Annotated in this window: 21 protein-coding genes and 1 tRNA gene; 15 read left to right on the forward strand and 7 right to left on the reverse strand. The window is 61.4% G+C overall.

Annotated elements, in window-relative coordinates; translation table 11 throughout:
• The first annotated feature begins 57 nt into the window (after positions 1-57).
• Genes ACODSO_RS04670 through ACODSO_RS04680 form a run of 3 tightly spaced genes read left to right on the forward strand, consistent with a single transcriptional unit; the run spans position 58 to position 907 of the window.
• Positions 58-258: a DUF4244 domain-containing protein gene (locus ACODSO_RS04670; RefSeq protein ID WP_068379066.1), complete on the forward strand. Its 201-nt coding sequence runs from the start codon at positions 58-60 to the stop codon at positions 256-258.
• A gap of 20 nt (positions 259-278) precedes the next feature.
• Positions 279-569: a TadE family type IV pilus minor pilin gene (locus ACODSO_RS04675; RefSeq protein ID WP_489035454.1), complete on the forward strand. Its 291-nt coding sequence runs from the start codon at positions 279-281 to the stop codon at positions 567-569.
• 20 nt (positions 570-589) lie between these two features.
• Positions 590-907: an Rv3654c family TadE-like protein gene (locus tag ACODSO_RS04680; protein ID WP_489035376.1), complete on the forward strand. Its 318-nt coding sequence runs from the start codon at positions 590-592 to the stop codon at positions 905-907.
• A gap of 152 nt (positions 908-1,059) precedes the next feature.
• Here the strand turns inward: ACODSO_RS04680 and ACODSO_RS04685 are convergent, their stop codons facing one another.
• Positions 1,060-1,602: an FAS1-like dehydratase domain-containing protein gene (locus tag ACODSO_RS04685; protein ID WP_489035378.1), complete on the reverse strand. Its 543-nt coding sequence runs from the start codon at positions 1,600-1,602 to the stop codon at positions 1,060-1,062.
• Between the two features lie 115 nt (positions 1,603-1,717).
• Complete coding sequence (locus tag ACODSO_RS04690; RefSeq protein WP_489035380.1) at positions 1,718-4,096, reverse strand: DEAD/DEAH box helicase; 2,379 nt, start codon at positions 4,094-4,096, stop codon at positions 1,718-1,720.
• Positions 4,097-4,543: 447 nt separating this feature from the next.
• Between ACODSO_RS04690 and ACODSO_RS04695 the strand changes: the two genes are divergently transcribed.
• The 6 genes from ACODSO_RS04695 (at position 4,544) to ACODSO_RS04720 (ending at position 11,144) form a co-directional block, all read left to right on the forward strand.
• Entirely contained in the window at positions 4,544-4,747 is a 204-nt protein-coding gene (locus ACODSO_RS04695; RefSeq protein WP_005248460.1) for a cold-shock protein, read from the forward strand.
• A 165-nt stretch (positions 4,748-4,912) separates the two neighbouring features.
• Positions 4,913-5,500, forward strand: a complete 588-nt coding sequence (locus tag ACODSO_RS04700) for a hypothetical protein (protein ID WP_489035384.1) — start codon at positions 4,913-4,915, stop codon at positions 5,498-5,500.
• 165 nt (positions 5,501-5,665) lie between these two features.
• Positions 5,666-8,677 (forward strand): type I DNA topoisomerase, encoded by a 3,012-nt coding sequence (topA, locus tag ACODSO_RS04705; protein WP_489035386.1) that lies wholly within the window; start codon positions 5,666-5,668, stop codon positions 8,675-8,677.
• 165 nt (positions 8,678-8,842) lie between these two features.
• Complete coding sequence (locus ACODSO_RS04710; protein WP_489035387.1) at positions 8,843-9,397, forward strand: DUF3558 family protein; 555 nt, start codon at positions 8,843-8,845, stop codon at positions 9,395-9,397.
• Complete coding sequence (locus ACODSO_RS04715) at positions 9,398-9,919, forward strand: DUF3558 domain-containing protein (RefSeq protein WP_489035388.1); 522 nt, start codon at positions 9,398-9,400, stop codon at positions 9,917-9,919.
• Positions 9,920-9,956: 37 nt separating this feature from the next.
• Positions 9,957-11,144, forward strand: a complete 1,188-nt coding sequence (locus tag ACODSO_RS04720) for a DNA polymerase III subunit delta' (RefSeq protein ID WP_489035389.1) — start codon at positions 9,957-9,959, stop codon at positions 11,142-11,144.
• Between the two features lie 87 nt (positions 11,145-11,231).
• Here the strand turns inward: ACODSO_RS04720 and ACODSO_RS04725 are convergent, their stop codons facing one another.
• A complete protein-coding gene (locus ACODSO_RS04725) occupies positions 11,232-11,747 on the reverse strand; it encodes a CGNR zinc finger domain-containing protein (protein WP_489035391.1) in 516 nt (171 codons plus the stop codon).
• Positions 11,748-11,831: 84 nt separating this feature from the next.
• Between ACODSO_RS04725 and ACODSO_RS04730 the strand changes: the two genes are divergently transcribed.
• Together ACODSO_RS04730 and ACODSO_RS04735 are read left to right on the forward strand one after the other, a co-directional pair.
• A complete protein-coding gene (locus ACODSO_RS04730; protein ID WP_489035392.1) occupies positions 11,832-12,527 on the forward strand; it encodes an SDR family oxidoreductase in 696 nt (231 codons plus the stop codon).
• Positions 12,528-12,593: 66 nt separating this feature from the next.
• Positions 12,594-12,669, forward strand: a tRNA-Thr gene (locus tag ACODSO_RS04735).
• 384 nt (positions 12,670-13,053) lie between these two features.
• On the opposite strand, the gene ACODSO_RS04740 is transcribed toward ACODSO_RS04735, so the two are convergent.
• From ACODSO_RS04740 to ACODSO_RS04750, 3 genes are all read right to left on the reverse strand, one after another.
• A complete protein-coding gene (locus tag ACODSO_RS04740; RefSeq protein WP_489035393.1) occupies positions 13,054-13,740 on the reverse strand; it encodes a hypothetical protein in 687 nt (228 codons plus the stop codon).
• A 245-nt stretch (positions 13,741-13,985) separates the two neighbouring features.
• Positions 13,986-15,092, reverse strand: coding sequence for a site-specific integrase (locus ACODSO_RS04745; protein ID WP_489035455.1), 1,107 nt, complete (start codon positions 15,090-15,092; stop codon positions 13,986-13,988).
• A gap of 347 nt (positions 15,093-15,439) precedes the next feature.
• Entirely contained in the window at positions 15,440-15,883 is a 444-nt protein-coding gene (locus ACODSO_RS04750) for a helix-turn-helix domain-containing protein (protein ID WP_489035395.1), read from the reverse strand.
• Between the two features lie 128 nt (positions 15,884-16,011).
• On the opposite strand from ACODSO_RS04750, the gene ACODSO_RS04755 reads away from it, so the two are divergent.
• The 4 genes from ACODSO_RS04755 (at position 16,012) to ACODSO_RS04770 (ending at position 20,552) form a co-directional block, all read left to right on the forward strand.
• The gene (locus ACODSO_RS04755; RefSeq protein WP_489035396.1) at positions 16,012-16,362 is read left to right on the forward strand and encodes a helix-turn-helix domain-containing protein; all 351 of its coding nucleotides are present in this window, start codon (positions 16,012-16,014) and stop codon (positions 16,360-16,362) included.
• Between the two features lie 804 nt (positions 16,363-17,166).
• Positions 17,167-19,158, forward strand: coding sequence for a hypothetical protein (locus ACODSO_RS04760; protein WP_489035397.1), 1,992 nt, complete (start codon positions 17,167-17,169; stop codon positions 19,156-19,158).
• A 352-nt stretch (positions 19,159-19,510) separates the two neighbouring features.
• Entirely contained in the window at positions 19,511-19,828 is a 318-nt protein-coding gene (locus tag ACODSO_RS04765) for a hypothetical protein (protein ID WP_489035399.1), read from the forward strand.
• 73 nt (positions 19,829-19,901) lie between these two features.
• Entirely contained in the window at positions 19,902-20,552 is a 651-nt protein-coding gene (locus ACODSO_RS04770) for a hypothetical protein (protein ID WP_489035401.1), read from the forward strand.
• 51 nt (positions 20,553-20,603) lie between these two features.
• Here ACODSO_RS04770 and ACODSO_RS04775 read toward each other — a convergent pair whose 3' ends face one another.
• A complete protein-coding gene (locus tag ACODSO_RS04775; protein ID WP_489035402.1) occupies positions 20,604-21,329 on the reverse strand; it encodes a DUF8168 domain-containing protein in 726 nt (241 codons plus the stop codon).
• Positions 21,330-21,531: the final 202 nt, after the last annotated feature.

Raw genomic sequence — 21,531 nt, forward strand, 5'->3', positions numbered from 1 at the left:
TTCGACGATGCTTCCGGGGCGGGGCCGCCGTCTCGGAGAACGAGGAGGGGAACAACAATGAGCAATGCGATTTCTCGGGTGAAGACTCGGCTGCTGCTGGCAGTAGTGGAGGACGACGGAATGTCGACTGCCGAGTACGCGATCGGCACCATCGCCGCTGCCGCGTTCGGGGCGATTCTGTACACCGTCGTGACCGGAAGCTCGATCGTCGATGCGTTGACGGGCATCATCGATCGAGCGCTCGCCACGTCCGTGTAGCGGACGACGGCTCGGTGACGGTGGAGGCTGCGATCGCGTTGGCGTCCATCGTCACCGTCGTCGTCACGTGTATCGGGGCGATCTTGGCAGTGACGCAACATGTTCGGTGCGTCGACGCCGCGCGTGAAGCCGCCCGATTGGTGGCTCGTGGGGGAGAGGTATCGGACTTCTTGATGCCCGAAGGTGCTGTCGTCAGCGTGTCGGAGCAGGACGGCTTCGTGCTCGCGAGAGTCGAAGTGAGCACGGCGCTTCCGGGACTGACGGTGGGTGCGGAAGCGGTGGCGGCGGTCGAACCCGAGGTCGTGGAGTGAGTGCCAACGAGGACGGGAGCATGAGTGTCCTTGCAGCGTGCGCGTTGACGGCGCTGCTCGTCGTTGTGATCGCGGTGTTGCAGGTCGGGTCGGCGGTGAGTGGGCGTCATCGGGCGCAGTCCGCAGCGGATCTGGCCGCACTGGCCGCAGCAGGTGCGTTGGACCGAGGGGTGCCCGACGCGTGCGCGACTGCCGACACGATCGCCGAGCGGATGGGCGGAGCCGTCACTTCGTGTGCGGTCGAGGACTGGGACGTTGTCGTCGAGGTGTCGATCACGCTGCCGCTCGGTCGGTTCGGAGTCCGTGATGCCGTGGCGTCGGCGAGGGCGGGGCCGTAGGGGTCGCCGGGAGCTGGTCGCTGGGTGCTGGTCGCCGGGAGCTAGCACCGTTTCTGCAAAGCTGGCACCTCTGCTCGCGTCATAGCCGGTGTGCTAGGTCGGCAAAAAGGGCGCTAGGTCGGCAGAAAGGGTGCGAGCTCCCCCAGACCCCCCTAACCACCCCGGCGCATGATCCCGTCGAGCATCTCGCCGAATCCGGTGCCGCCTCCTCGTCCGCCGGTGCGGGCGACGAAGGTAGTGGCGGTAGTAGCCACCGGCTCGCCGAACGCGTCGGTGATTCGATTCACGGTAACCATGATGTCGCTGCCACCGGACTGGCGAAACGATTCGAGGCAGAGATCGCTGGTGAGGACGTCTCCCACTCGCATGGGTCGGTGCAGAATGATCTGCTGATCGGTATGCAGAATGTCGCCGAGTCCGTATCCGATCAGCAGGTTGGCGAACAGCTCCGGCAGCACCGCCGTCCCGACGACGCTGACGAACGTGACCGGGGCGATGACCCCGCCGTGCCCGAGCTCGCGGCCGACTGCATCGTCGACGTGTGCTGGATGGTCGTCATGGACCGATCGTGCGAATTCGACGATCTTCTGGCGACCGATCTCGTAGGTGAATCCCACGATGTGATGTGCGCCCACCATGTCTCGGATGCTCTTGGGGCCGGAGACTTCGGGTTCGTTCACGTAGATCGTCGACATGGCCACCTCTGTTCGTCGGCAGGAGCCAAGTTCACCAGGTGTGAGGCGATGCCGCAGCGTGGCGAGACCAAGTCTCCGTCAACCTACAAGGACGTCGGCGATCGGATGTGCTCGGTCACGAAACGGCAGATCGAGGCGACGCCGCATCGAGCACGATCTGCAGAACGACGACGGCCCCTTCCTTGTCGAGAGGGTCGTTTCCGTTGCCGCATTTGGGGGACTGCACACACGAGGGGCAACCGGTAGGACACTCGCACGAGGTGATCGCGTCCCTCGTGGCCTCCAACCACTCCACGATCGCTCGGTGACCCCGATCCGCGAAGCCGGCGCCGCCGTCGTAACCGTCGTAGACGAACACCGTCGGGAGGCCCGTGTCCGGGTGTAGGGCAGTCGAGACGCCGCCGATGTCCCAGCGGTCGCACGTGGCGACGAGCGGCAGCAGGCCGATCGCAGCGTGTTCGGCAGCATGCAGGGATCCAGGAAACCGTTCGGTGGGGATTCCGCGGTCGAGGAGTGTCTCCGGCGTGATGGTGTACATGACGGCGCGTGTGTCCAACGTCTGCTCCGGCATGTCGAGCTCGATCGAATCGAGAATTTCACCCGAATGCAGTCGACGAAGGTACCCGACGACCTGGTGTGTGACATTCACCTGGACGAGAGCGACGGTAACCTCGCCGAGGACCCGACTGGAATGAACCTCGGTGATCGCGATGTCGGTGGTTTCGCGGGCGGACGTGTGCCAGTCGGGGTGCTCAGCGTGTACGAGCGCAAGGCCGGATTCCAGGTCTAGTTCGTCGACGACGAAGCTCTCCCCTTGATGGATGTGGACCGCGCCCGGATGGACTGTGGCCGGGGCCTTTCCGGAGTCGACCGTTCCGAGCATGCGGCCGGATTCACCGTCGACGATGGCGATCTGCGTGCCTGTTCCACCGCGAATGTTCACCGATGCGTGCGGAGCATACTTCTGTCCCTCGGGCGTGATGAACCAACCGTGCGGCCGCTTGCGTACGAGACCGTCGGCCGCCAAGTTCTCCAGCACGACAATCGCCCCGAGTTCCTCGGCCTCGTCGTTGGTGATCGGCAGTTCCGCAGCAGCGCAGAGCAATTGGGGACCGAGAAGATAGGGATTGGTCGGATCGGTGACCGTCGCCTCGATCGGTTTGTCGAGCAGAGCCGACGGATTGTGGACGAGGTACGTATCGAGTGGATCGTCCCGCGCGACGAGGGTCACCAGAGAGCCTTCGCCGCGCCTTCCCGAACGGCCTGCCTGCTGCCAGAAGGACGAGACTGTGCCGGGAAAACCTGCGACGACGACGGCGTCGAGACCGGCGATGTCGACGCCGAGTTCGAGTGCGTTCGTCGTGGCGACGCCGAGGAGTGTGCCGTCGGACAGGTTCTTTTCCAACGTTCTTCGATCCTCGGCCAGGTATCCGGCACGGTAGGCGGCGACGCGTGTCGCCAGATCGCGATCGACGTCGGCGAGCAGCCGCTGCGTGCCGAGTGCGGTCACCTCCGCGCCGCGTCTCGAACGTACGAAAGTCAGTGTGCGAGCGCCCTCGATCATCAGATCGGCCATGATGCGTGAGGCTTCCGCTCCCGCAGAGCGGCGTACCGGAGCGCCGTTCTCGCCGGTGATCTCCTTCAGTAGCGGTGGTTCCCAGAGTGCGACGGTTCGCGGCCCGTGGGGTGAACCGTCGTCGGTGACCTCCTCGCACGGAGCTCCGACGAGTCGGGATGCGGCGAGTCCCGGATTCGACGTCGTCGCACTCGCGAGGACGAACGTCGGACTCGCACCGTAGCGAGCGCAGACGCGACGCAGGCGCCGAAGTATCAGCGCCACATTGGAGCCGAAGACACCGCGGTAGTAGTGACACTCGTCGACGACGACGAATCTCAGATTCCGCAGGAATCGTGCCCATCTCTCGTGTGCGCCCAGGATTCCGATGTGAATCATGTCGGGGTTGGTGAATATCCATCGCGCATTCGCGCGTGCCCACTGCCGAATCTCGATCGGTGTGTCTCCGTCGTAGGCGCTCGGGAATACCTCGGCCAGTTCCGGTGCATCGCCGCGCAACTCGTCGGTGATCGAGATCGTGCTGCGGAGTTGATCGGCACCGAGCGCTTTGGTCGGGGCAAGGTAGAGAGCTGTTGCACGGGCGTCGCCGAGCAAGCTGGAGAGGATCGGCATCTGGTATGCCAGAGACTTTCCCGACGCCGTGCCTGTTGACAGGACAACGTGATGACCGTCGTTGGCGAGGGATGCTGCGCGGGCCTGATGGCTCCACGGTCTCGGGATTCCGCGAGACTGTAGTACGGCCCTTACTTCCGGCTTCAACCATGTTGGCCAGTCGGTGAATTGGGCCATCCGTGCCGGCAGTTCGGCAACGTGGGTGAGGGGGTGCTCACCGGACGGAGTACCAGCGAGGACACGGTCCAGAAGCGATCGTCCGTAGCTGGTTGCATGACCCTCGCTCGACGGATCCGGTTGGGTCACTGCTGCTCTCCAAGATTCTGCTGACGTTGCCGCGTGCTCTGGAAGGGGCCGCGACCTGCAGTTTTCATGCTATCGGGCGGTCGGGTTCGCGGATGCAGCGGCCGGGTATCGACGCTGGTGGGGACGGGCGAACGGTGTAACAGTCATCCACGCCTTGTTTCAAGATCAACCGAATGTGCCGAAAACTCACTTTTCGACTGTTGGAAATGCCCAAGTCGTGGTTCACTTGAACTGGTCGCAGCTTCTGTGTTCGTTCTCACGCTCGCAGGATCTATTGTTGCGAGCGGTGTGCTTTTGGAGCGTTTCCTGAAGGGGTCTTGCGTCCGACGGTTCAGTCGGGGTGGGGTTCCGCCTGAGGGGGAATTCAGGAAGTACAACGGTCGGAACCGGCCCGGTGGACTGTAAGTGCTGCCCACCGCATCCGGTGTTAGAAAGAGAAGGAAAAGCATGGCACAGGGAACTGTGAAGTGGTTCAACGCCGAAAAGGGCTTTGGATTCATCGCACCAGAAGACGGCTCCGCTGACGTTTTCGTTCATTACTCCGAGATTCAGGGCAGCGGTTTCCGCACCCTCGAGGAGAACCAGCGCGTCGAGTTCGAGGTTGGCCAGGGAACCAAGGGACCCCAGGCGACCGGAGTTCGCGCAGTCTGATCGAGTTTCCTCCCACGTGCGTGTGAGGAACCGACACAACATCATCCCCCTCTGCACCCGGGCTCGCCCGTTCGCAGAGGGGGATGAGTCGTTTCTGTGTATCCGTTGCAGACACAGGACTCGGACGGGGGACGTTTGCCCAAGAGATGTCCTACTGTCCACATTGTGAACCAGTTGTCCTTTTTCTCTGCCGAGTCGTTGCCGCCGTCGGTGACGGACTTGAGTGGGCTGCTGGCGGCCACCGGCCAGGTAGTTCTGTCTGCGTCCGGTGCTCGTATCTCGGTCGTCGTCGAACAGCTCTGGCGAGCCGAAGCGATCTCGGATCTGATCGCCGAGTGCGGTTTGGTCTCCGAGCTCGGTCGGTCGGAAGAAAATCGACCACTCGTACGTACCGCGTCCGTGCCCGAACTGTCTGCCTTGGCTTCCCAGTGGACCAAGGGCGCGGTGAAGGCGATGCCGCCGGGGTGGGTGCCCGGTGCGCGCGAGTTGCGCGCCTGGGTACTCGCAGCCGGGCGGCCAGAAGCAGAGGGCGAACGGTATGTTCTCGGTCTGGACCCGCATGCACCGGACACCCACGCTCCGCTCGCTCAAGCTCTGATGCGCGCGGGAATCGCTCCGACGCTGATCGGCACGAGGGGATCGATGCCGGGTCTGCGTATCACCGGCCGCAGACGGATGTTGCGGCTGGTCGAGAACGTCGGCCCAGCTCCGGAGAATCCGGACGCACGTACCAGTTGGCCGACTGCAGAGTAGGAGGGTAAGCAGCTGATCTGCGAGTATTTTGACGGCGTATGCCACTCTGTTACCAGGCGGACCGGCAAAAATGTCGGTTTCGGCGGGTAGGAAGTATCCGCGAAGGGCCTGTCGAGAGCAGTGGACGGCTATCGGGAACGCAACGAGGGAAGGTTCGGCAGCAAGGTGGCAGCACGCAATAACGGCACGGGGGACACCACCACCGGCGGATCTGTCGAGCCGCGGCGCCTTGTCATCGTCGAGTCCCCGACCAAGGCCAAGAAGATCGCCCCGTACCTGGGCAAGAACTACGTCGTCGAGGCGTCGGTCGGTCACATCCGCGACCTGCCACGCGGCGCAGCGGACGTACCGGCCAAGTACAAAGGTGAGGCATGGGCGCGCCTCGGCGTGGACGTCGATCACGACTTCGAGGCGCTCTACGTGGTGTCACCGGAGAAGAAGGGCAAGGTCGCCGAGCTCAAGAGCCTGCTCAAGGACGCCGACGAACTCTTCCTCGCCACTGACCCCGACCGCGAGGGTGAGGCCATTGCATGGCATCTCCTCGAAACCCTGAACCCCAAGATCCCCGTCCGACGGATGGTCTTCCACGAGATCACCAAGCCTGCCATCCTCGCTGCTGCTGCGGACACTCGCGAGCTCGACCAAGATCTCGTCGACGCGCAGGAAACACGACGCATCCTCGACCGTCTCTACGGCTACGAGGTCAGCCCCGTGCTGTGGAAGAAGGTCATGCCGAAGCTGTCGGCGGGCCGCGTCCAATCCGTCGCCACCAGGATCATCGTCCAGCGTGAACGCGATCGCATGGCCTTCCGCAGCGCCGAGTACTGGGACATTTCCGCCACCCTCGATGCCGGCGCCGACGCGTCGCCGCGCAGTTTCGGTGCACGTCTGGTCAACGTCGACGGTTCCCGCATCGCCTCGGGTCGTGACTTCGGTGCCGACGGCAAGCTGAAGTCCGACGGCGTCACCGTCATCGACGAGCCACGTGCCAGGCGCCTTGCCGAGGCGCTCGAAGGCGTCGACCTCACCGTTGCGTCCGCCGAGGACAAGCCGTACACGCGCAAGCCGTACCCGCCGTTCATGACGTCGACGCTCCAGCAGGAAGCCGGCCGCAAGCTGCGGTTCTCCTCGGAGCGGACCATGCGCGTCGCGCAGCGTCTGTACGAGAACGGCTACATCACCTACATGCGTACGGACTCGACGACGCTGTCGGAGTCTGCCATCGCTGCTGCCCGCTCGCAGGCAACGGAGCTGTACGGTCCCGAGTACGTGCATCCGTCACCGCGGCAGTACACGCGCAAGGTGAAGAACGCCCAGGAGGCGCACGAGGCTATCAGGCCTTCCGGTGACGTCTTCCAGACCCCGGGTCAGCTGCATTCGGCATTGCAGACCGACGAGTTCCGGCTGTACGAGCTCATCTGGCAGCGGACCGTAGCCTCGCAGATGGCAGATCTTCGCGGGACGACGCTGACACTGCGCATCACCGGCACCGCCGGTACGGGCGAAGAGTGCACCTTCTCCGCTTCGGGCCGGACGATCACCTTCGCAGGCTTCCTCAAGGCCTACGTGGAAAGCGTCGACGACGAGGCGGGCGGGCAGTCCGACGACGCCGAGTCACGCCTTCCGGCATTGAAGGCCGGCGCTGCGGTTGTCGCCACCAAGCTCGATCCCGACGGTCACACGACCAACCCGCCTGCGCGCTACACCGAAGCGTCGTTGATCAAGACGCTCGAAGAACTCGGCATCGGCCGCCCGTCGACGTACGCCTCGATCATCAAGACGATTCTCGATCGCGGCTACGTCTACAAACGTGGCAGTGCCCTCGTGCCGTCGTGGGTAGCGTTCTCGGTCATCGCTCTGCTCGAGGCGCACTTCGGTCGGCTCGTGGACTTCGACTTCACCGCAGGCATGGAAGACGATCTCGACGCCATCGCGGGAGGCCGTGAGCGACGGGGCAACTGGCTGCAGAACTTCTACTTCGGCGGGGATACCGGCGCCGAGGGGTCCGTCGCACGCTCGGGTGGCCTGAAGAAGATGGTCGGTACCAACCTCGAGGACATCGACGCTCGTGTCATCAACTCGATCAGGCTGTTCGACGACGATCAGGGCCGCGAGATCCACGTTCGTGTCGGTCGCTACGGCCCATATCTCGAGCGCATGGTTGTCAACGACGATGATCCGGACGGGGATCCGATCTCGCAGCGTGCCAATCTGCCCGACGATCTCCCACCGGACGAGCTCACCATCGAGTTCGCCGAGAAGTTGTTCGCGACCCCGCAGGAGGGCCGCAAGCTCGGCGCCGACCCACTGACCGGCAACGAGATCGTTGCCAAGGAAGGGCGATTCGGGCCGTACGTCACCGAGATCCTGCCTGAACCCGAGCCGGAACCGACTCCTCCCGAGCCGGACATCGTCCCCATCCCCACCGGCGACGGCGGTGATGGCGGTGATGGCGGCGGCGGCACCAAGACGGCGGTCAAGAAGGCTGCCGCGAAGAAGGCCCCTGCCAAGAAGGCGGCGAAGAAGGCCACCGGCCCCAAGCCGCGTACCGGTTCTCTGCTCAAGTCGATGGATCTCGCGACCATCACGCTCGAGGATGCACTCAAGCTGCTCTCGCTCCCGCGGGTCGTCGGCCTCGATCCGGAATCCAAGGAAGAGATCACGGCGCAGAACGGCCGCTACGGTCCATACCTGAAGAAGGGCACCGACTCTCGCTCGCTGGCGGACGAGGAGCAGCTGTTCACCGTCACTCTCGAAGAGGCATTGAAGATCTACTCCGAACCGAAACGTCGTGGACGTCAAGGTGAGGCGAAGCCGCCGCTGCGCGAACTCGGCGTCGACCCGATCAGCGAGCAGCCGATGGTGATCAAGGACGGCCGATTCGGTCCGTACGTCACCGACGGCGAAACCAACGCCAGCTTGCGCAAGGACGACGACGTCGCAACCATCACCGACGACCGTGCGTCGGAGCTGTTGGCGGACCGGCGTGCTCGCGGGCCGGTGAAGAAGAAGGCCACCAAGAAGGCAGCCACCAAGAAGGCGACGGCTACCAAGACGGCGGTCAAGAAGGCGCCGGCGAAGAAGGCTGCGGCGAAGAAGACCGCTGCCAAGAAGACGCCGGCGAAGAAGGCTCCAGCCAAGAAGGCTGCGGCGAAGAAGGCTCCGCCGGCCGAGTAGGTTCGGCGGGTTGGCCTGGTGGGTCGGCCTGGTGGGTTGGGTCGGCCTGGCCCCCTGATCGCTTGAATGGTCCATCCATGTTGTCTGGCAGCATGAATGAACCATTCAAGCGGTCGGAAATGGGGCGTCGGGAACCGATGGGGGCTCAGGCGCGTCCAAGTCCATGTGGGAAAGAAACTGACGATAGCCCTGTGTGTACTGGCGCTGGCGGGGTGCGCCCAGACGGTCGAGGGCAAGGCCGTCGTCGAGGACTCGTGGCAGGGCCTAGGGGTGAGCGAAAGTCAGTCGAGCGCACCCACTTCGAGCACGCGTCCTCGCGCTACGGCGCCGACACCGTCCGCGCCGAAACCGGCGTCGTTCGATCCGTGCCAATTGGACGATATCTCGCTGAGAGTATTCGTGGGCGTCGATCCGGAGACGAGATCGGATATCCCGGGAGGAGGTGGATGCACGTGGACCGGTGATGGCCTGCGGTTCACCGCGGGAATCAACGGCGAGGTGAATCGGGAGTCGATCGCGACTACCCCTGGCGTCACCGACCTGGTTGAATTCGAGGCCCACGGGCAAATTGTGCAGCTGTTCGTCTTCGAGGGAGACAAGTGCATCTCCCTGTCCGAGATCGACAATCGGACAGTGCAATTCACGATGTCCGAAGTGCAGTTCGACTCCTACTGCTTCAATTTGAGGCTTGCAACAAGACTGATCCTAGGTGACGTGTAGATGCGAACCTCGACTGCACTTCTAGGCGGGATCATCGTCGCATTCCTGGTGACCGTTCTCGGCTGCTCGTCAGACGTTCAGGGAAATGCTACCGCCGCAAAACAGGATTCGACCGCATCGAGGTCGATGCCGGCGTCGTTCGATCCCTGCGACCTGCCCGCGGACTTGTTGGAGGACCTCGACCTGCCCGGTGCTGGTCCCACCGAACTGCCAGGGACCCCTGGGTGCCTCTGGGCGAACGATTCCTTCGCGATCGGGATCCTCCTCATCGAGGACATCGCGTTCATCGAGAATCCGTATGCGAACCCGGAGGTATCGGATGTCGAGATGCTGCCATTCGAGGACTACACGACGTACCTGTATGTCCTCGACGACGACATGTACGCGACGCAGACCATGACGGAGGCGGGCGCAGTCTCGATGTACATCTCCGAAGCCGGCGATGCCTCCCTGGCCGATGAGCGTCAGTCGTTGTTGGAGAGGTTCGACGTGATCGCGCCCTACTTCCCCCCACCTCGCTGAGAATCCGAGTCGGACCCGCCGACTAAGCTGCTCAGTCATGGCTGGAGTATTCGATCGACTGATCGGCCAAGAGGACGTCGAAGCAGAATTGACGGGCGCAGCCGTCGGAGCCCGCACCGGCGCGCCCGGATCGGCGATGACACACTCCTGGCTGTTCACCGGCCCTCCCGGATCGGGTCGATCGATCGCAGCACTGTGCTTCGCCGCAGCACTCCAGTGCACCACCGAGGGTGTGCCTGGTTGCGGCGAGTGCCACGCGTGCACGACGACGATGGCAGGCACTCATGGCGATGTTCGACGCATCATCCCGCAGGGACTGAGCATCAGCGTCAAGGAGATGCGCGAGATCGTGCAGATCGCGGCCCGTCGGCCGAGCACCGGGCGTTGGCAGATCGTCGTGATCGAGGACGCGGATCGACTCAGCGAGGCCGCGGCAAATGCGCTGTTGAAGGTTGTCGAGGAACCGCCCGTGCGGACCGTCATGCTGTTGTGTGCACCGTCGACCGATCCCGAGGACATGTCGGTGACGCTCCGATCCAGGTGCCGTCACGTCCACCTCGTTACGCCCACGGCGTCGGCGATCGCCCAGGTGTTGCAGACCAGGGACAAGCTCGACGAGAAGACCGCGCAGTGGGCGGCGTCGGTTAGCGGTGGTCACGTCGGCCGCGCCCGTCGACTGGCGACAGACGAAGACGCGCGTGCCCGACGCATCCGCGCGCTCGGCCTCGCTTCCGCTGCAGCCCGGCCGAACCAGGCGTACCTCGCAGCCGAGGAGATGGTGAAGGCCGCCGAGACCGAGGCCGCTGAGATCAGTGCCGCGCTCGACGGCGTCGAGATGGAAGAATTGCGGACCGCTCTCGGGGCAGGCGGTACAGGTAAAGGTGCGGCAGGTGCGCTGCGCGGGTCGGCGGGCGTGATCAAGGAATTGGAAGCTCGGCAGAAGTCGCGGCGTACCCGAAATCTTCGAGATTCCTTCGATCGCGCGTTGATCGACCTTGCGGGACTGTACCGAGACGCACTTGCGCGGTCGTACGGATCGACCGCCGTCCTGAATCATCCGGACATGTCCGAGCAGATCGAACGTATGGCGCGGGGTGCATCCCCGGAGGCTTTGCTGAAGAGCATCGAGGCGATCCTCGTGTGCCGTGAAGCGTTGGCGCTCAACGCCAAGCCCAAGTTCGCGGTGTACGCGATGGTCGCGCAGCTGGGTGCGGCGCTGCGCTAACTTGGGCCGTCAGGTCACGATCGCTTGAAAGGTCCATTCATACGATCAGATAGCGTCGATGGACCATTCAAGCGATGGGCGGCAACGTCATTCGGACCGCCTCCTTGCCCGGGATGCCCTCAGGTTCGCCGTATTCCCGCAGGTCTTGACGTCGTGCCAGACTCCACTGTTGTTGCGGGATCGGTCGTAGAACGCTGTGCCGCACAGTTCGTTTCGACATCGCTTGAGTCGTCGCCACGTATCGGTCCGTTGGGAGAGCAGAACCTCTGCCCACACTTGTGATGCCACGTACTCCCAGCCGACTCCCGAGGGCGATAGCCGCACCACGCCTGTGGCGTCGACGCTCAGTTCCGCGCCGACAGGATTGATCGACGGTGACGTACCTGCAATCAGTTCTTCGAGTGCGGAACGAAGGCCGCGAAGTTCTCGCGCATCGGCGTCGGTGAGGTCGGCATCGAGAGACTGTGACGCAGTCACCCCGTCGGCGAGAAGGTCGGGGAAGCCTTTGGCTGCCAGTGCGCGCGTGTTGAGCAAGTCCTGGACGCGGTGCAGCCCGACTGGTGCGGGTGCGATGTGGAACCGTGCAGTAGGACGCGTTGACATAAGTAAACAGTATTTGACTATGTCTGTCTTAGCAAGTATGACTGACATAGTCGAAAGCGTTACATCTATGTCAAGGAGAGTTACATGGTGACAATCGAGGGTGCAGTGGTGCTGGTGACCGGCGGACAGCGTGGATTGGGGAAGTCGATCGTCGACGAGTTGCTGGCACGCGGTGCTGCGAAGATCTACGCGACGGCTCGCGTGCCCAAGGCGGCGGATGACCCGCGAGTAGTGGCGAAGGCACTTGATGTCGATGACTCGGATTCCGTTGCTGCACTTGCCGAGGAGCTGAGCGATGTAGCTATCGTCGTCAACAATGCAGGTGCTCCTGGGACGGGCCCGTTGCTGGACTCGTCGATCGAGGATGTCCGCGCGATCTTCGAAACGAACTTCTTCGGCGCATTGCGGATCGTCCAGGCATTCGCGCCGATACTCGCTCGCAACGGTGGCGGAGCGCTCGTCGATGTCCACTCGGTGCTGTCCTGGGTCAGTGGCGCAGGCGGCTACGGAGCGTCGAAGGCTGCGCTGTGGTCCGCGACGAACTCGCTGAGGCTCGAACTCGCGCCCCAGGGAACCCTCGTCACCGGCGTCCACCTCGGGTACACCGACACCGACATGGTCGCAGACTTGGATGTACCGAAGAACGACCCGAAGGATGTAGCAAAAGCCATCGTCGACGCCGTCGAGTCGGGTGAGACGGAAGTGCTCGCCGACGACGTGACCAGGTACTTCAAGTCGGTTCTTGCAGGTCCGGTCGAGGGGTTGGCCATCACAGCCTGAGCTCGCGGGTGGCCGATTTCAGTTTCGATGGGATGCTCCGTTAGACTCATCAACGCCGAAAGGCACGCCGCCTTAGCTCAGTCGGTAGAGCATTTCACTCGTAATGAAAAGGTCAAGAGTTCGATTCTCTTAGGCGGCTCCACCAGCAGGTCCTTGACATGCACCAATGTGTCAGGGACCTTTTTGGTTGGTCGATTCTAGACGTGGTGTGTCATCACTGTGACATCAAGCGTCGCCACGGCAATCTCGGCAGACATCGCTTCCCTGTTCGAACTGGCCCCGAAGTTTCTTGAACCCACACACCACGCACCACTTGTTCCTAGGCGGTCTGTCGGGCTGGAACGAGCGCCGGTATCTGCACCGCCTCATCGCGGCTTGCGTCCTGTCGTGAGAGCAGTTGCTGTGACTACCTTTGCGCGCCATGCGGCGATCGTAAGAGGGATCGAAACACGCCGAGATCGGTCGCTGAGAGCGGTCGAGCGTCGACTGAGAAATCACGCCGGACGTGACGTACGCGCGCGATTCGTCAGTCGCTCTGCGGGATCACACTCAGAACGACGTAGGTGGTCTTACCGTCGCTGGCCTTCCCATCCACTTGCCTGAATGACACTTGAACCCCTGCGACAGGTGAGTACGTGTAGTAGTCAACGCTGGTGGGTTGCTCGATTAGGCGGATGCCGTCCTTGGTTTCCAGCGCGGCGGGAAGGTGCAGCAAACCCTCGATGATGGCGCGAGCGTCGTCCGGAAAGAAATTCCTAAGCTCTTCCTGAGCGGTGCGGGTCAGCTCAATACGGGTGTTGTAGGGCAAGACCTTACTGAACGACGGCTCGCCCGGAGCGCTTGGTTCAATCGAACCTGAGGGGATTATGGGGTCGATCTCGGACATGACGTTCTTGATGTCGACGACTTTGCCTTCGATGACCTCGACCTCGCGAGTTTGAACGACCTTTGCCAGGTTGATTTTCAAACCTTCTTTGGTGGCGGAGAACTCGCCTTCCATGCGATTGGCAAATACGGCGGCCAGCAACAGGAGCGCAGCGAGCACGAGCCCACCCAAGATTGCGTTGCCTTCGAGTAGAACAAAGCTGGCAGGAATGAGGGCGAGTCCGGCCACGCCCAAGGCGACTCGGCCTGCTGGTTCGATCTGGGGAAGATGAAACGGTCGCCCTTCGTTCCCTGACGACTTCGCTGGACGACGATCTTGATTAGCCACGGACAGGATCGTAACTGCAAGTAGTTCAGTTGGCCTTGGAACCAATGAACAGGCAATGCCGTCTGAATAGATATGGTCGAGATTGAGCGGGCGGTGTGGATAGAGGCGGGTTTCAACCCTGACGATCCTCGCGTCGTCGCTGCGCTCGAAGTGCTCAAGCTCGAACTCTGGTTGCTCGCATGCCTCTGAGTATCATGCGTCGATCGTTTGAATGACACTGAAACTGTGGGCACTTACGGACGAACTCAGACGCTCTTAGCGCGCCTCGGGATGAACGACGCGACGGCATCGGCGGACGTCTGCGCCACTTCCTCATACAGCGAGACGTACACACCCAACGTGAGCTTGAGGTCGGAGTGGCCAAGGGTCGCCTGAACGGTCTTCGGGTCGGAGCCTGACGCGATCATGAGACTGCCGGCGGTGTGGCGCACGTCGTGCAATCGGATGGGTAGTAGGTCGTGATCGAGAAGCAGACGGGCGAAGTGTTTCGTCAACCGTGTCGGGTCGAGGTCGAACCCGTCTTCGGTTGTGAAGATGCGATCGGTGGTGTGGTATACCTCGCCCATTGCAAGGCGCTCGCGAGCTTGAGCGCTGCGGTGAGCTTTGAGTACGGCCACACCTTCCTGACCTAACGCGATGACGCGCCCACCTGCGTCAGACTTTGGCTTGTCCTCCATGACTGTGCCCACCACGTTGACGAGTTGGCGATCGATGGTCAGTGTGGCGGCGTCCCAATCGACATCGACCCAACGAAGACCTAGAACCTCACCACGTCGAAGTCCGCGTGTGCCCAAGACGAACCAGAGCGCGTAGAGCCGGTCGTCGCCCACTGCGTCGAGGAACTGGCCAAGTTGCCCGGCTGTCCACACCATCACGCTCGACGGTCGAGGTGCGTCGTGTCGTGCGCGTGCCTCTGAGAGGCCCTGTGCGACAATCTGAGCGACTGCATCACGCCATGCGAGCGCACGGGGCGGAGTCCATACGACAGCCCTTGGTGCGCGACCTGAGGGCAGCTTGACCAGCTCTGCGACGTTCACAGTCACCAGACCTTCACGAAGCGCGTCGTTCAGGCATGAACGCAGCATGGCGCGCATCCTCTGCATGGCGGTCGGGCCAGTCTGACGAGCCTTGATCTTGCCTCGTCGGATCAACTCGTTTCGTTCGAGACGGGCTTCGAACACGTCGTTCAGATGTCTGACGCGGAGATCGTCGAGAAGTACGTTGCCAATCGAGGGTATCCAGATGCGGTCCGCGTAGCGACGATAGTGGGCGAGCGTGTTGGGCTTGAGTTCGTGCGCCTTGCCCACCAACCACGTCTCGATGAACTCGGCGACGGTGACGCGTTTCGTGATGTCGACACCTCGGGCAGCTTTGGCTTTTAGTGCGTCGAGTGCAGCAACGGCCTCGTCCTTCGTCTTGAACCCACTTGCGGACTAGAGCTTTCGAGTTCCCTGTCGATCGGTGATGCCAAGTGTGTAGCCCCACGTGCCATGGTTGGGGGACCAACCCTTGCCGTTGGCTCGCTTCAGCTGTGGGCATGAGCGCCCCACCTGCTTGCGCTTACCCGTATCGGGGTCGACGAACGTGCAACCACATCTCTTGTGAATCGTGCCTTGCGCCAATGTATTAGCCTTCCTGGACGGAGATACAAGTCAGGCCCCAAGACCGGAGTCTCAGGGCCCAAAGTGCGGGGTGTGGGTCAGTCGGTGTGCTCTGCCAATGCCCGTGCCTCAGCCACGTTGATGGCGAGTGTGCCGATGTCGTCGATCATTTGTTGGGCGCGTTCATGAAGGTCGGACAGCGTTGTCTCCATGTCCTGGAAGACCTCGCTTGACTCTTTGCTCGGCAACGTGTGGTTGTTGAACTCATGGCGACTGATGACGGCACCGCTCGGTAGATGTACCTCGCGGACCTCGACAGGCGGTGTCAGCAAGAAGTCGGGTGCAACGTTCAGTGCATAGGAAAAAGTGATCAGCTCGGCGGCTGTGAAGGACCGCTTGCCCTTCTCCGCGGCCCAGATTGCTTGTCGTGTCCAGTCCTGCCCAAGCCACTCACCGACACGCTTTCCTAACTCGCCCTGCGTTATTCCGCTTTGTTCGCGCGCCGTCGCGATGCGCGTCCCAATGACCTGTTCGATTTGCATGTAGCCTCCCGTTTGTCTGCCCTGTAATCAGGAAACTTACCACGTTCGCTGCGTATTGACAATTGCTCGCGCCGGTGTAATCGTACGAAACGTAAATCAACGAGTTACACGTAAGTTAAGGAGTTACAGTGGCACGAACCATCACCACACCGAGGGTGTTAAGCGTCAAGGACGTGCAGGGGATGCTGGAGGTATCCCTACCAACGATTTACAAATTGGTGGGGCAAGCTGAGCCACCATTCCCTGTCGTCAGGATCGGAACGCGCTACAAGATCCCGTCTGAGCCGTTCCTGCGATGGCTGAACCGTGACGCGTCTGAACACAGCGATGACACACCTGCTCCGACATCGGGCGGGGAGACCTCCATCCGACGATCTATCAGATTCAAGAAGAACGGCGATCGAATCGACCCGGAGAAGTGGTATCGCAAAGGTGATCGTGCGGTGCTGGGCGCTGACCTGATTGCGGGGACCTGGTGAGCGAGTGGTGCTGTCTGTGCGGCGAGGGTGCAGACACGGTCGACGAGATAATCCACGACTTTGGTTGCGCGAACGAGCTGACGTCCCTGGACGACGGGATATCCGACGACGACCTGGACGACGACGACGACTTTATAGTCCCTCCAGACCTGCGGCATGTGGATTGCACGCATCGTCGGAGTTGGCGCTCTGACGAGAAGTGCGAACGCCGTAAGCGACAAGCACGAGCCGCTCAACGTGCGTTAGGGGGTCCGTGATGACTCGCCGTGAACATTCACGCGACGAATATGCGACAGGCGCTCAGCGTGTCTCCGGGGACGAGCTACAGCGTGCCCGTCAACGATCGGGCATGCATGGCGTTCGACCGTGGACAACGCGACGACGGGGGATAGGTCTCGCGCAAACGATCACTGCAAAGGATAAAGCCGAATGGCTTGTGCAAGAGGAACATAAAGCCCAACAGGTCGAACTCACATCTGAAGAGATCAAAGAAGACAAGGGGTCCAAGCGATGATCGCCACACGAGAGGGAACAGTAATGCCAGTCAACGTCGACTTCACGGACCTCGGGTCAACTGAGGAGCAGATGGCAATGTCACATCTGCGCACGTTGTGGGGGAATGTGAAAGGCTATGTGTGCCTTGCATTCAAAGCTGTCGATGGTGAGGGATGGGAAGAACAATTCTATAGCTGGCCACGTCAAGAGGATACGGTCGCTGAGGCCGTTTCGAATCGGCTCGACACGCACCATTGCTTCTACTGCCCGAACGTTCTGCGCACAAGGAGGCGGACGAAGGGCAACGCAGTGAAGCGTCAATGGGTCCATCTCGACCAAGATGCGGCCGTGGACGACGAGTCGGTGTTGGCTGAGTTTCCCGCAACGATCATTGTGGATTCGGGAACCCCAGGCCACACGCAACGATTCTGGCGAACCAATCGTGCACCCAGTAGGCGAGACCTGACCGTCGACGAACACCAGCAGATGTGCTGGGGTATCGGTCAGACGCTTGGGTGTGGGAACGACAAGGTGACTGACAACGATCTGTTTCGACTGCCCGGCACCTTCAATCGCAAGAAGTCACCTGCAGTGAAAGTGACCGTTCGCTCCCACACGCGACGCGGATACGACGTGGACGACCTGAGGGAGGCTGTGCGCGCTGACGAGTACACAATCGACAAGTCGGTCACGACGGAATCGCTAGACGCTGTGAAGCCGCGTAAGCGTCCCTCAGACTACCTGCGTTCGTTGCTCGACGACGACTCGGTCGGGGATGGGTCGGAACGGGGCAAGAAGACCTACGGCGTTGTGAGTCAGTGCTTCGAAGATGGGTTCTCACTCCCGGAAACGCTGTGGCTGATGAAGGACTACGTGCCTGGACTCGACAAGTTCGAGCACGAGAACATGTACGTAGGAGGACTTCCTGCGCAGGTTGCGACGTGCTACTCGAGACGGGCGGCAAAGGAGAACTCCACATCCGCTGTAGCGACGACACGGGACCTTGAACTCGACTCTGACATCGAGGCGTTCTGGGATGAGCGATCCGTCCATGCGGCAATCAGAGACACTGCGCGGGGCCTGTTGGCGTCACCGTGGGGAACTCTGGGGGTGGTACTCATGCGTGCATCGGCGTCGATACCCACGGACATCGTATTGCCTGCGACGGTTGGCAGTGAGGCTAGCCTAAATGGGTTCGTAGGGCTGTGTGGAGCGTCGGGTATCGGCAAGGGCGCGTGTGAGGGTGCAGGGAAGAGAGCGATCGACTTCGGCACGTCCACACATATCGAGAACATCGGTAGCGGCGAGGGCTTCGCGAAAACCTACGCCTACCGTACAAACAAGGGGGAGTACAGGATAATTCGCGATTCAGCGATCCTGTCTGCGGCTGAGATCGACACGATGGCTGCGATAGCGCAGCGAGGCGGGTCGACGTTGCTGGGCGAGATACGCAAGCTCATCATGGGTGAGCGTTTGGGTATGGCGAACTCGGATCCGACGAAGCGCGTGCCCGTCGAAGAGCATCGCTACCGTGCGGCGGTGGTCGTTGGCATTCAGCCTGAGAACTCCGGTGTATTGCTGAATGACGCCAAGGGCGGAACGCCGCAGCGCATGCTTTGGCTGCCTGCAAACGACCCTGACGCGCCAGACGACGAGCCCGATGTACCCGATCGGTGGGCTTGGAGCGTCCCGGGGTTCGATCCTCGCGAACTCGACGAGGAGGAACTTGCGGAGTTGGCTTTGGACAAAGAGCGAGATCAGGAAGAGCTTCACCCATTGGAGATTCCCTCTGAGGCCATCGATCTGATGAAGGTGACAAGGCGCAAGCAGCTTCGAGGGGAAGCGCTCGACGATGCGTTGGACGGTCACGCATTGCTCACTCGCGCCAAGGTTGCAGCGTGGCTCATGTGGATCGACGGGCGCACAGATGTCGTGACGTTGGATGATTGGAGGCTTGCAGGGGTAGTCATGCGCGTCAGCGATCAAACTCGTGAGTACGTTCGCGCCCTCTATCGCAAGTACGAATGGGAGAACGAAGTCAGGGGACAAAAGCGACGCGCACGCCTCGGAGTGATCGGTGACGACCACACCCACAAGACGAATCTCGATCTGGTGCGAAGGCGGTTGCTGAGGTTGTTGGCTGCGGAGGACCGGGCGATCGGAAGCGCCGCGCTGCGAGGAAAACTTGCGGCCAACAAGCGCGACTTGTTCGACGAGGCTATCGAAGAGCTTGTCGATTCGGGTGAGGTTGTCGAGCTGTCGGCTAAGCAAGGCGGCAAGCGCTACCGGCTGAACACCTAGCGGGTGTACGCCTCTAAGCCACAACGGGTGTAGGGGTGTAGCGGGTGTAGCGGTCTGCGACAAAAATTCAACGCCTTGCCGTACGTAGATGAAGTTTTCTTCTTCTTTTTTTGCTACGTGAGACATGTTTTGATGTTGCGTGCCACTACACCCCTACACCCGCTACACCCGTGTAAATCATCGAGATGTGCGGTTGGTTCGTGACGAACTCGGGCGGTGTGGGAATGACGAAAGTAATTGCACTGCAACTGGTCTACCGTCGCGCCTACGTGCGAGTGGGTCGAACTCACTCTTCGGGGATTTCGCCGATATCGCTTACGATTCGTCAATGCGACGCGAAAGGAACGAAACGATGACGAAGTTGGTCACGCTGGTTCACATCGAGAATCCAGACGTGAACGGGCGGGCGCTGTTTCTCAACGCGGAGACTGGCAAGGCCTACCCAGCCAAAGACGAACACATCTGCCAAGATTGCTCGTCGCCCGGTCTCACGATTGATCCGATCAAGATGACTATCCAGATATTCCTTCACGACCCAACGTGTCGGAATGTCGAACCTTACGAACGTAATTGCGACCCAGAAGATCTGATCTACGGACGGAGGATCGTCACCAACGACGAGATGACGCAGTTTCAAGAAGTGAAGGAGGCGGCGAGTTTGCAAACGTAGGGGCACGTACTACGTACACGCGAGATTGCCACTTCAGGCACCTACTACATCACCAACCAACAGAAAGATTATCATGGGAAACATCGACACCGCAGACCTTTTCGCCACCATCAAGCTCGCCAGCACTTTGCACGACACGAAGGCGCAGACGGTGCAGGCCAAGCTCACCAACGGGACGATCACGGAGAAAGGAGCCGACGAACAGTTCGCGAACCTCGAATCCACGTACGGGTGGAACGAGACCCTCGCGGAGGTACGCAAGACCGTCGACACCGAACTTAGTGAGGCGGAGGCGAACGTCGACACACAGCGCGCCAAGCTCACTGCACCTAATGGGTCGACTGCGGATCAACAGCTCGCGGAGACTCGCATTGCTCGGGTGTGGCCTCGCATCCTCGCCAAGCTTGAGAAGGCCGCAGGCGGGGATCGTCTCGAAGCTGCGATCAACGAGGTCCAAGGTGCGGATGCATCGGTCAAGCCCATCCTCGTGCAGGAGATCGTGCCGTACCTGCTGACCAAGGGATTTCCGCAGGAGGGCATCGACAAGCTGTTCCTTCGCCCGTTGTTCCCCGAGTTCGCCAAGGCGCTCGACGACCTGACGGACGACAGGAAAGCAGCCGCGCAGGTGTGGCACAACCTCAACGTCGCTGAGTCTCGGACCAAGGCTGGCATGAAGTACAGCCGCAATCTTGCGCAGCATTGGGTCGAACCAGTCAACGCGTAGCCGCACAGCCCGTCGCCTGTCTTGAGGATGACGGGCTGAGTGGTGGACGCGCTAGGCCGTCTTGTCAATGTACGCACGGACGATGCGCCTAGCGAGAGCAAGCGCCTCGAAACGCTCGTCCGACGAGATTGCACTGTGCTGTCCATGGCGTCTTGGCTTAGCAAGGTCCGTCACCACGTCGATCTCGGATCGTTCGATGGATAGCTCATCGCGCATCCGTGACCACGACATCCGCCGTGCGGAGCCCTCATCTCCCTGGCCTTCTGCGATGTAACACTGACGGATGCTCTCGATAGCCCGATAGCAGTAAAACCCCGTGTCGTCCACATACTCGAGCGCCATTCGCAGGTCTGCGAGCGCGTGCCTTACCTGGGCGTCCGCATAAGCAGCTTTGAGAACAGGACCGGTGGTTGACCCGTCGAAGTGGCCTTCAGCGTTAGCCGCTAGCGCATCCCACGCAAGGGCAATCCCGATGTGCGCGCGGTCGTCCATGGTGCCACCGACGAGCTCGATGTTGATAGGCGCAGCGCGTAGGTACGACAGCGAATCAAGCGCAGTGCGAACGTCAGACGCCGTCTGGTTCCACAGGGAGTCGAGGTCCGCAATCGCCTGAGTTCTGACACTCGCGCGGAAGGTCGAGTTCATAATCGTGATTGTCACCGCCGCACCATCACGTGTTAACTCGATCGGGCCATCGAAATACCATGAGCCAGATTGAGGATGCACGATTCCAACGAAGTGGACGACGTGGTTCTCGCTCTGTTGGGTACCTGTCATGGTTATCCTCTTGTCGATTCGAGTTGACCATACTCAGTCAGACCGACAATCTGATTGCAGATCAGATCTACTGTGGTCCGTCGCACGTCAGAATGTGTGTGTTCTGACCATGATCAGTCAACACGCCCGAGATGCATTCCCTCACGACACGCCGAGACAGGCGTTACTCACACGAATGTAATTCGATACACAGGCCTTGAGC

The organism is Rhodococcus sp. FG69 (genome assembly GCF_057808915.1).

Coding starts and splice junctions, on each gene's coding strand:
- ACODSO_RS04765 (WP_489035399.1), top strand. CDS start 19,511: ATGACGAAGTTGGTCACGCTGGTTCACATCGAGAATCCAGACGTGAAC.
- ACODSO_RS04730 (WP_489035392.1), top strand. CDS start 11,832: ATGGTGACAATCGAGGGTGCAGTGGTGCTGGTGACCGGCGGACAGCGT.
- ACODSO_RS04725 (WP_489035391.1), bottom strand. CDS start 11,747: ATGTCAACGCGTCCTACTGCACGGTTCCACATCGCACCCGCACCAGTC.
- ACODSO_RS04770 (WP_489035401.1), top strand. CDS start 19,902: ATGGGAAACATCGACACCGCAGACCTTTTCGCCACCATCAAGCTCGCC.
- ACODSO_RS04695 (WP_005248460.1), top strand. CDS start 4,544: ATGGCACAGGGAACTGTGAAGTGGTTCAACGCCGAAAAGGGCTTTGGA.
- ACODSO_RS04680 (WP_489035376.1), top strand. CDS start 590: ATGAGTGTCCTTGCAGCGTGCGCGTTGACGGCGCTGCTCGTCGTTGTG.
- ACODSO_RS04720 (WP_489035389.1), top strand. CDS start 9,957: ATGGCTGGAGTATTCGATCGACTGATCGGCCAAGAGGACGTCGAAGCA.
- ACODSO_RS04715 (WP_489035388.1), top strand. CDS start 9,398: ATGCGAACCTCGACTGCACTTCTAGGCGGGATCATCGTCGCATTCCTG.
- ACODSO_RS04750 (WP_489035395.1), bottom strand. CDS start 15,883: ATGCAAATCGAACAGGTCATTGGGACGCGCATCGCGACGGCGCGCGAA.
- ACODSO_RS04685 (WP_489035378.1), bottom strand. CDS start 1,602: ATGTCGACGATCTACGTGAACGAACCCGAAGTCTCCGGCCCCAAGAGC.
- ACODSO_RS04775 (WP_489035402.1), bottom strand. CDS start 21,329: ATGACAGGTACCCAACAGAGCGAGAACCACGTCGTCCACTTCGTTGGA.
- ACODSO_RS04670 (WP_068379066.1), top strand. CDS start 58: ATGAGCAATGCGATTTCTCGGGTGAAGACTCGGCTGCTGCTGGCAGTA.